Origin of the sequence: Bradyrhizobium centrosematis (assembly GCF_045571495.1) — a bacterium.
GTDB lineage: Bacteria > Pseudomonadota > Alphaproteobacteria > Rhizobiales > Xanthobacteraceae > Bradyrhizobium > Bradyrhizobium centrosematis.
The window spans coordinates 4,392,834-4,405,630 of the sequence record NZ_CP120703.1 but is presented as its reverse complement, the minus strand read 5'-3'; the positions used below and the strand labels follow the sequence as shown (position 1 = coordinate 4,405,630).

The window sequence follows — 12,797 nt, the reverse complement described above, 5'->3', positions numbered from 1 at the left end:
GTCAATTTACTTGTTGCGTGAAAGCGGTGGATGATCCGGCTCCGCTGGCGTGAGATGACACGCAAGCGGATCGAAAATGGTCTATGACAGTTTAATGACGGCCCTGACGGGCCGGGCCATTTCCAACCGGTAGTCTATCCCCATGATGCGATGGTTTCGCGCTTTCCTGCCCAAGGAAGAACGGTTCTTTGACCTGTTCGACCGGCATGCCCAGACCGTGATCCAGGGGGCGATCGCGCTCCAGGGGATGCTCAACGGGGGCGAGGAGACGCCGGTCTACTGCCAGCGCGTCAACCAGTTCGAGAACGACGCCGACAACATCACCCGTGAGGTGCTGACGGCGGTGCGCCGCACCTTCATCACCCCGTTCGACCGCGGCGATATCAAGAACCTGATTACCTCGCTGGACGATGCCATCGACCAGATGCAGCAGACGGCCAAGGCCGTGATGCTGTTCGAGGTGCGCAGCTTCGAGCCTCCCATGCGCGAGATCGGCGGGCTGCTGATCGAATGCGCCAATCTGGTCGGCCGCGCGCTGCCCTTGATGCAGTCGATCGGTCCGAACGTCGCCATGCTCACCGCGATCACCGAAGAGCTGGGCAAGCTGGAGGGCCGTGTCGACGACCTCCACGACATCGGGCTGAAGGAGCTGTTCCTCAAGCATCGCGACGGCAACGCGATGGACTTCATCGTCGGTGTCGAGATCTACGACCACCTCGAGAAGGTGGCCGATCGCTTCGACGACGTCGCCAACGAGATCAACAGCATCGTTATCGAGCAAGTTTAACGCATGATCCGGAAAAGTGTGCAGCGGTTTTCCTTCGCGCCAAACGCGGAACGCGTTTGCGCGGAGATCATGCGCAAAGCTTAGAGCAGGGGCGCCGCCGTGGATGCTGCGTTGGGTCTTCCCGTCCTGGTCGGACTGATTGCCGTCGCGCTGCTGTTCGATTTTCTGAACGGCCTGCACGATGCCGCCAATTCGATCGCGACCATCGTCTCGACCCGCGTGTTGCGGCCGCAATTCGCGGTGTTCTGGGCTGCCTTCTTCAATTTCGTCGCCTTCATGGTGTTCGGGCTGCACGTCGCCCAGACCATCGGCACCGGCATCATCGATCCCTCGATCGTCGACGCCCAGGTGATCTTCGCCGCGTTGGTCGGAGCCATCGTCTGGAACCTGGTGACCTGGGGGCTCGGCATCCCGTCCTCGTCCTCGCACGCGCTGATCGGCGGGCTCGTCGGCGGCGGCATGGCCAAGGCGGGGATCTCGGCGGCGGTGTGGAGCGGATTATCCAAGACGGTGCTGGCGATCGTGCTGTCGCCGCTGGTCGGCTTCCTGCTGGCGATGATGCTGGTAGCGATCGTGTCGTGGGCCTCGGTGCGCTCGACACCGTTCGCGGTCGATCGGGCCTTCCGGATCCTGCAATTCGCCTCCGCCTCGCTTTATTCGCTCGGCCACGGCGGCAACGACGCGCAGAAGACCATGGGCATCATCGCGGTGCTGCTGTATTCGCAGGGCCATCTCGGCAGCGACTTCTCGGTGCCGTTCTGGGTGGTGCTGTCGTGCCAGGCGGCCATGGCGCTGGGCACCTTGATGGGCGGCTGGCGCATCGTCCGCACCATGGGTCTGCGCATCACGAAACTGACGCCGATGCAGGGGTTCTGCGCCGAGACGGGAGGGGCCGCGACCCTATTCATGGCGACCTTCCTCGGGGTTCCCGTCTCGACCACGCACACCATCACCGGCGCCATCGTCGGCGTCGGGGCCGCCCGCCGCGTCTCGGCCGTGCGCTGGAACGTGGCGAGCTCGATCGTCTATGCCTGGGTGATCACGATCCCGGCCTCGGCCATCGTCGCGGCGCTGAGTTGGTGGGCGGTCAAGATCTTCGTCAAGTAACGAGCTTCAGCCCGACAATCCCGGCCACGATCAGCCCGATGCTGGCAAGGCGCACGGCCGTGGCGGGCTCGCCGAACAGGACGATGCCGAGGATGGCGGTACCGACTGCGCCGATCCCGGTCCAGACCGCATAGGCAGTTCCCACGGGCAGCGATTTGAGGGCGACGCCGAGCAGGATGACGCTACCGGCCATGGCCGCGAGCGTGACGATCGACGGAACGAGCCGGCTAAAGCCCTCGGTGTATTTCAGGCCGATCGCCCAGGTGATCTCGAGAAGCCCGGCGACGAACAGGATGCTCCAGGCCATGACGACCCTCCGTATCAAGGCAGGGTCGTCCCCGCGACTGAGATGCTGTTGGGCAGGGAGGCCGTCCTCCCCCAAGACTGATTTATCCAAGCGTCGATATGGGGCTGGCCGGATGGCCCCGCAATCACCAAATCAGGCTTGATCAGGCCCAGTTTCCCTGCCAAACGCTCCCGCCATGTCCGACATCGCCACCACCACAGCCGAATCGCCGGCCCGTTCCCCGCTTGCCGCTGAAGTGGCGCGGCGGCGCACTTTTGCGATCATCTCCCATCCCGACGCCGGCAAGACCACGCTGACCGAGAAGCTGCTGCTGTTCGGCGGCGCCATTAACCTCGCCGGCCAAGTCAAGGCCAAGGGCGAGCGGCGCAACACGCGTTCGGACTGGATGAAGATCGAGCGCGAGCGCGGCATCTCGGTCGTGACCTCGGTGATGACCTTCGAGTTCGAGGGCCTCGTCTTCAACCTCCTGGACACGCCGGGCCACGAGGACTTTTCGGAAGACACCTATCGCACGCTGACGGCGGTTGATTCCGCCGTGATGGTGATCGACGCCGCCAAGGGCATCGAGGCGCGCACCCGTAAGCTGTTCGAGGTGTGCCGCCTGCGCGACATCCCGATCATTACCTTCATCAACAAGATGGACCGCGAGAGCCGCGACGTGTTCGAGCTGCTCGACGAGATCGAGAAGACGCTGGCGCTCGACACCACGCCGATGACCTGGCCGGTCGGGCGCGGCCGCGACTTCCTCGGCACCTATGACGTCGTCAATGGCGGCGTGCGCCTGCTCGAAGGCGGCGGCGCCAAGACCGGCGCGGCGCAGCAGATCGCGATCGAGGAACTGGCCAAGCTCAATGCCAATCTCGACGTCTCCGCCGTGAAGGACGAGCTCGAGCTCGTCACCGAGGCCTCGAAGCCGTTCGAGCTCGAAGCATTCCGCGAGGGACATCTGACACCGGTCTATTTTGGCAGCGCGCTGCGCAATTTCGGCGTCGGCGACCTCCTCGAAGGTCTCGGCAAGTTCGCGCCCGAGCCGCGCGCGCAGGACAGCGACCAGCGCAAGGTCGAGGCCACCGATCCGCGCATGAGCGCCTTCGTGTTCAAGATCCAGGCCAACATGGATCCGAACCATCGCGACCGCATCGCGTTTGCGCGCCTGTGCTCGGGCAAGCTCAGCCGTGGCATGAAGGCCAAGCTCGTGCGCACCGGCAAGAGCATGCCGCTGTCGAGCCCGCAATTCTTCTTCGCGCAGGATCGTTCGGTCGCGGACGAAGCCTTCGCCGGTGACGTCGTCGGCATTCCCAATCACGGCACGCTGCGCATCGGCGACACCTTGACCGAGGGCGAGGATTTCAACTTCGTTGGCGTGCCGAGCTTTGCGCCGGAAATCGTCCGTCGCGTCCGTCTCACCGACGCGATGAAGGCGAAGAAGCTGAAGGAAGCGCTGCAGCAGATGTCGGAAGAGGGCGTCGTGCAGGTGTTCCGCCCGCGCGACGGTGCGCCGGCGCTGGTCGGCGTGGTCGGCGCACTCCAGCTCGACGTCTTGAAGGCGCGGCTGGAGGCGGAATATTCGCTGCCGGTCGAGTTCGAGGTCAGCGAGTTCCAGCTGGCGCGCTGGGTCTCCTCGGAGGACCGCAAGAAGCTCGACACCTTCATCGCCGCCAACACCTCCAGCATCGCCGACGACGTCGACGGCGATCCGGTCTATCTCGCCCGGAACGAGTTCTATCTCGGCTACACCAAAGAACGCGCCGAGGGCATCGAGTTCACCAACGTCAAGGACGTCAAGAAGAAGGGGTAGGGCGCCCACACCCTCTCGCGCGCGAGCATGTGAATGCGCGCGGGGTTGACGCATTCATGGGCGACGCCACTTTTTCTCGTGGCATTGCGAGCTCATTCCATGTGGCGCGGCATTCTCGTCCTTCTCCTGCTGACGATCTCGACCGCCGCCGATGCGCGGCCGCGCCAGATCAATCCGATCCCGTTTGCGCACGAGCCGTGCAACGTGCTCGATGGCCGGCCTTGTACACCGTCCTATTGCAGCCCGCTCGAACCCGGCCCCTGCATCCCGGAGATCGATTATCCCTACGGCCAGAACCTCCAGCTCACCATCCAGAGCGTCCCCTCAGAGGCCGACCGCGCCAAATATCAAAAGCCCGATCATGATCTCGATACGATCGGCGATCTCTTCGCCGAGCTGCGCAGCTGCTGGTCGCCGCCATCGGACAATGCGCGCGCGGGCATGCAGATGGCGGTGCGCTTCAGCTTCAACAAGGCGGGCGGCCTGATCGGTCCGCCGCGATTGACCTTTGCGACAGCGGGCGTGCCGGCGGATATCCGCACCAGCTACCTCAATGCGATCAATTCATCGTTGAAGGCCTGTCTGCCGCTGAAATTCACGGGCGGCCTCGGTGGTGCCCTGGCAGGACGCCCGATCGCGATCCGCTACGTCGACAATCGCGAGCTGGGGAAATAGCTCTATCCCCTCATCCCTTGCGCAACGGCGAAGCCGTTGTCGCTGGGAGCGCGTCCTTCACGCGCGTCTCGACGGATGAAAGGCCCCCGCTGATGCCGCCTCCGGGCCTGCACGGTTCGAGACGCGCGTGAAGGGCGCGCTCCTCACCATGCGGGGAGAGAGTTGCGAGCCGCAGCCGATCGATGATACCTCAGAGCCGGGGCTGCTTTGCGGGGAGGATGTCGTGGGTCTGCTGGTCATGATCCTGGGGCTGGTGCTGTTCTTCGCCACCCACATTTTTACGACGAAACGAAAGGCGCGTGCGCAGGCGATCGCCAGGCTGGGCGAGGGGACCTACAAGATCCTCTACGCGTTGGTCTCGCTCGCGGGGCTCGCGCTGATCATCTGGGGCTTTGCCCATTACCGCAGCTCCGGCTGGATTGACGTCTGGTACCCGCCGAAGGCGCTGAAGCACGTCACGGTCGCGCTGATGCTGCCCGCGGTGATCCTGGTGGTCGCCTCGTATCTGCGCGGCCGCATCTACGCGACGCTGAAGCATCCGATGCTGGCCGGCATCAAGCTGTGGGCTGCGGCGCATCTTTTGGCCAACGGCGACCTCGGCTCCATCATCCTGTTCGGCTCGTTCCTCGCCTGGGCGGTCTACGACCGCATCTCGCTTAAAGCTCGCACCGACGCCGGTGGCCCGCCGATTCCCGTGGGCGGGGTCACCAATGACCTGATCGCGGTCGCGGTCGGCGTCGTTGCCTATCTGGCCCTGGCCTTTGCGTTCCATCCTGTCGTGATCGGTGTTCCCGTGGTGGGTGTCTAGCGCATGATCCGGAAAAGTGTGCAGCGGTTTTCCGATATGATCATGCGGGAGAATAGGTCAGCCAATCAGCGCAAGACGGGGCCGGCGTGACCGTGCGGGGAAGATAACAAGAGCAACAAGCCGAGGGCATCCCGATGGACTGGTCGCAATCTCAAATCCCGCCGATGCGGCTCGAGGCGCGGTTTGGCGATCGGGTGGTGCCGGCGTTCGCGGAGCGGCCTGCGAGCCTGTGGGCGATGATCGCGGACGCCCGCGCGCACAATGCCGATGGCGAAGCGCTGATCGCAGGCAGTCTCCGGCTGAGCTGGCGGCAGGCGGTGGAGCAGGCGGCGAGGATTGCGGCGGGCTTGCGCAAGCTCGGCCTTGAGCGCGGCGACCGCGTAGCGATCCTGCTCGGCAACCGCATCGAATTTCCGCTACTGCTGTTCGCTGCCGCGCATGAAGGGCTCGTCACGGTGCTGCTCAGCACGCGCCAGCAGAAGCCGGAGATCGCCTATGTCCTTGCCGATTGCGGCGCCAGGATCCTGATCCACGAATCCGCGCTCGCCGAGCGGCTGCCCGATGCGCAGGATGTGCCCGATGTGATCCATCGCATCGCCGTCGATGACGACCCGGCTCTGTCGGGTTTCGCCGTGCTCGCCGACAACCCGCCGGCCGGGGCGCCCGTCGAGGTGAGCGAGGAGGACACCGCGATGATCCTCTACACCTCGGGCACCACGGGCAAGCCGAAGGGCGCGATGCTGGCCCATTGCAACATCATCCATTCCTCGATGGTGTTCGTGTCCTGCCTGCAATTGACGCAAATCGATCGCTCGATTGCAGCGGTGCCGCTCGGCCATGTCACCGGCGTCGTCGCCAACATCACCACCATGATCCGCTGCGGCGGCGCGCTGATCATCATGCCCGAGTTCAAGGCCGCCGATTACCTCAAGCTCGCCGCGCGCGAGCGCGTGACCTACACGGTGATGGTGCCGGCGATGTACAATCTCTGCCTGCTCCAGCCCGATTTCGACAGCTACGATCTGTCGAGCTGGCGCATCGGCGGCTTCGGCGGCGCGCCGATGCCGGTTGCCACCATCGAGAAGCTCAAGGCGAAGATTCCGGGCCTGAAGCTGATGAACTGCTACGGCGCGACCGAGACGACGTCGCCGTCGACGATCATGCCGGGCGAGCTGACCGAGAGCCATATCGACAGCGTCGGCCTGCCCTGTCCCGGCGCGCGCATCGTCGCGATGGGAGCGGACGGACGCGAGCTGCCGCCCGGCGAGATCGGCGAGCTCTGGATCCAGAGCGCCTCTGTCATCAAGGGCTACTGGAACAACCCGAAGGCCACCGCCGAAAGCTTCACCGGCGGATTCTGGCACTCGGGCGATCTCGGCTCGGTCGATGCGGAAGGGTTCGTCCGCGTGTTCGACCGGCAAAAGGACATGATCAATCGCGGTGGCCTGAAGATCTATTCGGCCGAGGTCGAATCCGTGCTGGCCGGCCATCCCGCCGTGGTCGAGAGCGCGATCATCGCCAGGGCCTGCCCGGTGCTGGGCGAGCGCGTCCACGCCGTGGTGGTGACGCGACAGCCGGTGGCCGATACGGACCTGCGCGCCTGGTGCGCCGAGCGGCTGTCCGACTACAAGGTTCCCGAAACCATGGCGATCACGGCCGACCCGCTGCCGCGCAACGCCAACGGCAAGGTGCTGAAACGGCAGCTGCGGGAGCTCCTGGGCGCCTGAGCCGGGCAGGGGCATCCGGGCGGTCCCGGGTGGTTAACGCCTTGATCGGGCTCGCTTTGCCTTGCCACCGCCATATCGTTAGGGTACGTCGCCGCCACACGGGGGACGGGATTCCTGACGCGAACGCATTGGCGCGCGTACCCGGACGGGCATGGGATTAGCATAAGTGTCTGAATTATTTGACGAAGTCGACGAGGAAGTACGTCGCGAACAGCTCAAGAAGCTGTGGGACAAGTATTCGATCTACTTCATCGCCCTGATGGTGCTGATCGTGGCCGCCGTTGGTGGCTGGCGCGCTTACCAATATTTCGAGGCCCAGAAGGCCGCCGCGGCCGGCGCCGCGTTCGAGAAGGCGGTCGAGCTGTCTGAGCAGGACAAGCACGCCGAGGCGGAGGCTGCCTTCACCGAGCTCGCCGCCAAGGCGCCGTCGGGCTATCGCACCCTGGCGCGGCTCCGCGCCGCGGCCGAAGCCGCCGCCCGAGATCCCAAGGCTGCGGCCAAGATGTATGACGACCTCGCTGCCGATCGCAGCGTGGGCGGTGAGTGGCAGGATCTGGCCAAGATCCGCGCCGCCGGCCTCGTGCTCGACAGTGCCAGCTACGCCGACATGCAGCAGCGGCTGGAGCCCTCCGCCGCACCCAAATCGACCTTCCGCCACTCCGCCCGCGAGATGCTGGCGTTGTCGGCCTGGCGCAACAACGACATGACCGCGGCCCGCAAATGGCTCGACGCGATCGCCGAGGACGGCGAAACGCCGCCCGGCCTGCGCTCGCGCGCCGAGGCGCTCCAGGCCCTGCTGCCGCCCGTCGCCAAGAGCTGAGCAAGAACAGCTGACGACGGTCCTCTGACTTGAGACGAGACACAAGATGCGCCGCACGCCCCGCTTGATCGCAGCCGCTGTCCTGATCGCCGTCACGGGCGTTCTGGGCGGCTGCTCCAGCTTCGATCCAAGCGACATGCTCGACTTCCTCGACACCAAGAAGAAGCTGCCGGGCGACCGCAAGCCGGTCTTCCCGGAAGGCGTGCCGGGCCTCGAGCAGGGCGTTCCGAAGGAGCTGTACAAGGGCGCGCAGCAGCAGCCGGATCCGAACGCGCCTGCCGTGGCGGCTTTGCCTGCGGAGCCGCCGCCCGAGCCGGCCAAGCCGGCGAAGGGCGCCAAGGCGAAGCACACCAAGCAGCCGGCCGCCGCAGCCGTCGCGCCAGCCGAGGCGCCCACCGGCGAGGTCGACGGCGAGGCCCAGCCGGAGGCGGCGCCGCCCACGGCCGCGCCGCCGCCCAAGCACAAGATCGTCCGCAAGCGCACCACCGCGCCGCCGCCGGATCAGCCGGTCCAGCAGGCGCAACCCGCCCAGACCACGCAGCAGCAATCGCAGAGCGCCTTCCCGGCGCCGCTGCCGAGCGGCAGCTTCTCGCGCTGATATTTTTCACTGCATTGACAGGCGCAGCCCCGGCAGCGCACGAATGACCGATGTCCTTCACGATCGCCATCATCGGCCGGCCCAATGTCGGCAAATCGACGCTGTTCAACCGCCTGGTCGGACAGAAGCTCGCGCTCGTCGATGATCTGCCGGGCGTCACCCGCGACCGCCGCGAGGGCGAGGCCAAGCTCGGCGACCTCCACTTCACCATCATCGATACCGCCGGCCTCGACGAGGGTGCCAAGGGCTCGCTGACCGCGCGCATGCAGGAGCAGACCGAGACGGCGATCGCGCAAGCCGACGCGCTGTTCTTTGTCATCGATGCCCGCGTCGGCCTCACGCCCACCGATCGCGCCTTCGCCGATTTCGCCCGCAAGGCCAACAAGCCGGTGCTGCTGGTCGCGAACAAGAGCGAGGGCAAGCACGGCGATGCCGGCGCGATGGAAGCGTTCGCGCTCGGCCTCGGTGATCCCATCCAGATCTCGGCCGAGCACGGCGAGGGTATGGGCGAGCTTTACGATGCGCTCGCCAAGCTGATGCCGGAGCCCGTCGGCGAAGGCGAGATCGAGGACGACGAGCCGCTCTCCGAGGAAGAGGCTGCGACGCGCCCGATCCGGGTCGCCATCGTCGGCCGGCCCAATGCCGGCAAGTCGACGCTGATCAACCATCTGCTCGGCGAGGAGCGTCTGCTGACGAGCCCGGAGGCCGGCACCACGCGCGATTCCATTGCGGTCGAGATCAACTGGAAAGGCCGCGATTTTCGCGTGTTCGACACCGCGGGTCTGCGCCGGCGCTCGCGCATCGAGGAGAAGCTGGAGAAGCTCTCGGTTGCGGACGCGCTGCGCGCGGTACGCTTTGCCGAAGTCGTCGTGCTGATGATGGACACGCAGAACCGCTTCGAGGAGCAGGATCTGCGCATCGCCGATCTGATCGAGCGCGAGGGCCGCGCCATCGTGCTCGCCGTCAACAAATGGGATCTGATGGAGACCAAGGGCGGCGGCGCCATCTCGGCTCTGCGCCGCGATGCCGATCATTGGCTGCCGCAGGTCAAGGGCGTGCCGATCGTCGCCGTCTCCGGCCTGATGGGGGAGGGCATCGACCGCCTGATGCAGGCGATCCAGGACGCCTATGCGGTCTGGAACAGGCGCGTGCCGACCTCGGCGCTCAATCGCTGGTTCGAGCAGGCGATCCAGGCCAATCCGCCGCCCGCGGTGTCCGGCCGCAGGTTGAAGCTGAACTACATCACCCAGAACAAGGCGCGCCCGCCGAGCTTCGTGCTGTTCTGCTCGCGTGCGGACGCGGTGCCGCAGTCCTACCTGCGATACCTGACCAATTCCATGCGCGAGACTTTCGATCTGCCGGGCACGCCGGTGCGCATCACCTTGCGCGAGAAGGCCAATCCCTTCGCGCATAAGCGCAAGCGGCCGTCATGAGCGACGGCGCCGGCGCGACGGTGGTGCAGGGCGCCGCAATGGTCCGGCGCGGCGCGGTCGCCTTCATCTTCGTCACCATCCTGCTCGACATGCTCGCGCTCGGCGTGATCATGCCGATCCTGCCGAAGCTGATCGAAAGCTTCGTCGACAACGACACCGCGCATGCGGCGCGCATCTTCGGCCTGTTCGGCACCGCCTGGGCCTTGATGCAGTTCGTGTTCTCGCCGCTGTTGGGGGCGCTGTCCGATCGGTTCGGGCGGCGTCCCGTGGTGCTGCTGTCGAATTTCGGCCTGGCCGCCGACTACGTGCTGATGGCGCTGGCGCCGTCGCTGGTGTGGCTGTTCGTCGGCCGCGTCATCTCGGGCATCACCTCGGCGAGCATCTCGACCGCCTTTGCCTATATCGCCGACGTCGCGCCGCCGGAACGGCGCGCGGCGATCTTTGGCCGGATTGGAGCTGCCTTCGGTGCCGGCTTCGTCCTCGGCCCGGCGCTCGGCGGCCTCCTTGGCGACATCGATCCGCGCCTGCCGTTCTGGGCCTCGGCGGCGTTGAGCCTTGCCAACGCGCTCTATGGGCTGTTCGTCCTGCCGGAATCGCTGGCGCCGGACAAGCGCGCGCCGTTCCGCTGGCGAACTGCCAATCCTCTCGGGGCGCTGCGCCTGCTGCGCTCCAATGCTGGACTCGCCGGATTGTCCGTCGTCAATTTCATCGCGCAGGTTGCGCACGTCGTGCTGCCCTCGACTTTCGTGCTCTATGCGACCTATCGCTACGGCTGGGATTCCAAGACCGTGGGACTGACGCTGGCGATGGTCGGCATCTGCGCCATGGTGGTCCAGGGGCTCGCGATCGGCGCGATCGTGCGCGTGCTCGGCGAACCCAAGGCTCTGTTGCTCGGGCTGTGCTGTGGCGCGGCCGGCTTCGTGGTCCTTGGCGCGGCGCCGACCGGGCCGCTGTCCTGGATCGGCATTCCCATTCTGGCGCTCTGGGGCATCTCGGGCGCCGCGTCGCAAGCGCTGATGACGCGGCTCGTCGCGCCCGATCAGCAGGGCCAGTTGCAGGGCGCGACCGCGAGCGTGCAGAGCGTGTCGCAGCTGGTCGGCCCGTTCCTGTTCACGCTGACGTTTTCGTATTTCATCGGCGCCAGCGCCCCGCTGCATCTGCCCGGCGCGCCGTTCCTGCTGGCGGCGCTGCTGATGATGGTGTGCGTGGCGATCGCGGTGCGGACGCTGGGCGCGACGAAGACGGCGTCGTAGCGCCGTAGGGTGGGTTAGTCGCGCGGTCGCGCGAAGCGCAAACCGCGAGGCGTAACCCACCTCTTTGACTTCAGCGGAGGCAGAAGAGGTGGGTTACGCTAGCGGACTGCGCCTTGCGCAGCCGCATGCTAACCCACCCTACATTCTATTTTTTCACCAGCGGACAGTCGCTGTCCTTGAGCGGCTTGGCCGCGTCCTCCGGCGCGATCGTGGCGACCAGCTTGTAATAGTCCCACGGACCCTTCGACTCCTCCGGCTTCTTCACCTCGAACAGATAGGCCGGGATGAGGCGGCGACCGTCCTGCCGCAGCGGTCCGTTGCCGAACAGCGGATCGTCGGTTGGCAGCTCCTTCATCTTGGCCACGACCTTGGCGCCGTCATGCGGGTTGCCGCCGAGCGCTTCCATCGCCTTGAGATAATGCAGCACCATCGCGTAATTGCCGGCCTGGGTCATCGAGGGCATCGCGTTCTTGCTGGCAAGCTGCGAGAAGCGCTTCGACCATTCGCGGGTCTTGTCGTTCATGTCCCAGTAGAACGACTCGGTGAAGGTCAGGCCCTGCGCGGTCTTGAGGCCCAGCGAGTGCACGTCGTTGATGAACAGCAATAGCGCGGCGAGCTTCTGGCCTCCCTGGACAATGCCGAACTCGGCGGCCTGCTTGATCGCGTTGGTGGTGTCGCCGCCGGCATTGGCAAGGCCGATGATCTTGGCTTTCGACGATTGCGCCTGGAGCAGGAAGGAGGAGAAGTCCGCGGTGTTGAGCGGGTGCTTGACGCCACCGAGCAGCTTGCCGCCGTTGGCGGTGACCACGGCGCTGGTGTCGCGCTCCAGGGCGTGACCGAACGCGTAGTCGGCGGTCAGGAAGAACCAGCTGTCGCCGCCGGCCTTGGTCAGCGCCTTGCCGGTGCCGTTGGCGAGCATGTAGGTGTCATAGGTGTAGGACACCGTGTTCGGCGTGCAGGCCTTGCCGGTGAGGTCTGCGGTGGCCGCGCCCGAATTGAGCAGCACCGCGTTCTTCTCCTTGACGAGGTTGCTCACCGCGAGCGCCACGCCCGAGCTCGGCGTGTCCGCGATCGCGTCGACCTTGTCGTTGTCGATCCACTGCCGGGCGATGTTGACGCCGACGTCAGGCTTGTTCTGGTGATCGCCGCTCAGAACCTCGATCTTCCAGCCCTTCTTGAGCAGGCCGGAATCCTCGACCGCCATCTTGATCGCGACCACGGAGTTCGGGCCGCCGATGTCGGCATAGAGGCTCGACATATCGTTGAGCACGCCGATCTTGACGGTCTTGTCCTGGGCAAAGGCGGATGTGGCAAAACCGAAGGCGGCACAGGCCAGAAGGGCCGCGGAGCGGCGCGCGAACGTCGTCGTCATAAAAGGTCTCCTCCATTGTCAAATATGCGGACGGCTCTCTTGGACGGAGCCTTTGTTCCGGTTGATGGCTCTAGCCTGTCCCACGGCCGGCGGCAATGCGCCTAAAGCCGGA

At 65.7% G+C, this 12,797-nt stretch carries 12 protein-coding genes; 10 read left to right on the top strand and 2 right to left on the bottom strand.

From position 1 onward, the window contains the following. The first annotated feature begins 142 nt into the window (after nt 1–142). Both P6U31_RS21300 and P6U31_RS21295 read left to right on the top strand, forming a co-directional pair. Complete coding sequence (locus P6U31_RS21300; protein ID WP_235546866.1) at nt 143–787, top strand: DUF47 domain-containing protein; 645 nt, start codon at nt 143–145, stop codon at nt 785–787. A 99-nt stretch (nt 788–886) separates the two neighbouring features. Then, a complete protein-coding gene (locus P6U31_RS21295) occupies nt 887–1,894 on the top strand; it encodes an inorganic phosphate transporter (protein ID WP_407183645.1) in 1,008 nt (335 codons plus the stop codon). Here P6U31_RS21295 and sugE read toward each other — a convergent pair. Then, on the bottom strand, nt 1,887–2,201 hold the full coding sequence (sugE, locus tag P6U31_RS21290) for a quaternary ammonium compound efflux SMR transporter SugE (RefSeq protein ID WP_407183644.1): 315 nt from the start codon (nt 2,199–2,201) through the stop codon (nt 1,887–1,889). The two genes, P6U31_RS21295 and sugE, sit on opposite strands and share 8 nt — an antisense overlap. Before the next feature lie 175 nt (nt 2,202–2,376). On the opposite strand from sugE, the gene P6U31_RS21285 reads away from it, so the two are divergent. The 8 genes from P6U31_RS21285 to P6U31_RS21250 all read left to right on the top strand — a co-directional run bounded on the left by P6U31_RS21285 (nt 2,377) and on the right by P6U31_RS21250 (nt 11,313). After that, nucleotides 2,377–3,999, top strand: coding sequence for a peptide chain release factor 3 (locus P6U31_RS21285; protein ID WP_407183643.1), 1,623 nt, complete (start codon nt 2,377–2,379; stop codon nt 3,997–3,999). A 99-nt stretch (nt 4,000–4,098) separates the two neighbouring features. After that, on the top strand, nt 4,099–4,674 hold the full coding sequence (locus tag P6U31_RS21280; protein ID WP_407183642.1) for a hypothetical protein: 576 nt from the start codon (nt 4,099–4,101) through the stop codon (nt 4,672–4,674). 223 nt (nt 4,675–4,897) lie between these two features. Next, the gene (locus P6U31_RS21275; protein WP_407183641.1) at nt 4,898–5,482 is read left to right on the top strand and encodes an NnrU family protein; all 585 of its coding nucleotides are present in this window, start codon (nt 4,898–4,900) and stop codon (nt 5,480–5,482) included. A gap of 134 nt (nt 5,483–5,616) precedes the next feature. Further along, the gene (locus tag P6U31_RS21270) at nt 5,617–7,209 is read left to right on the top strand and encodes a class I adenylate-forming enzyme family protein (RefSeq protein WP_407183639.1); all 1,593 of its coding nucleotides are present in this window, start codon (nt 5,617–5,619) and stop codon (nt 7,207–7,209) included. A 166-nt stretch (nt 7,210–7,375) separates the two neighbouring features. After that, nucleotides 7,376–8,029 (top strand): tetratricopeptide repeat protein, encoded by a 654-nt coding sequence (locus P6U31_RS21265; protein WP_407183638.1) that lies wholly within the window; start codon nt 7,376–7,378, stop codon nt 8,027–8,029. A 46-nt stretch (nt 8,030–8,075) separates the two neighbouring features. Next, nucleotides 8,076–8,627 (top strand): hypothetical protein, encoded by a 552-nt coding sequence (locus P6U31_RS21260; protein ID WP_407183637.1) that lies wholly within the window; start codon nt 8,076–8,078, stop codon nt 8,625–8,627. 50 nt (nt 8,628–8,677) lie between these two features. Continuing rightward, complete coding sequence (der, locus tag P6U31_RS21255) at nt 8,678–10,060, top strand: ribosome biogenesis GTPase Der (RefSeq protein ID WP_407183636.1); 1,383 nt, start codon at nt 8,678–8,680, stop codon at nt 10,058–10,060. Then, complete coding sequence (locus tag P6U31_RS21250) at nt 10,057–11,313, top strand: TCR/Tet family MFS transporter (RefSeq protein ID WP_407183634.1); 1,257 nt, start codon at nt 10,057–10,059, stop codon at nt 11,311–11,313. The genes der and P6U31_RS21250 overlap by 4 nt, the downstream gene beginning before the upstream one ends. A gap of 145 nt (nt 11,314–11,458) precedes the next feature. Here the strand turns inward: P6U31_RS21250 and P6U31_RS21245 are convergent, their stop codons facing one another. Next, a complete protein-coding gene (locus tag P6U31_RS21245) occupies nt 11,459–12,685 on the bottom strand; it encodes an ABC transporter substrate-binding protein (protein ID WP_407183633.1) in 1,227 nt (408 codons plus the stop codon). Nucleotides 12,686–12,797 lie beyond the last annotated feature (112 nt).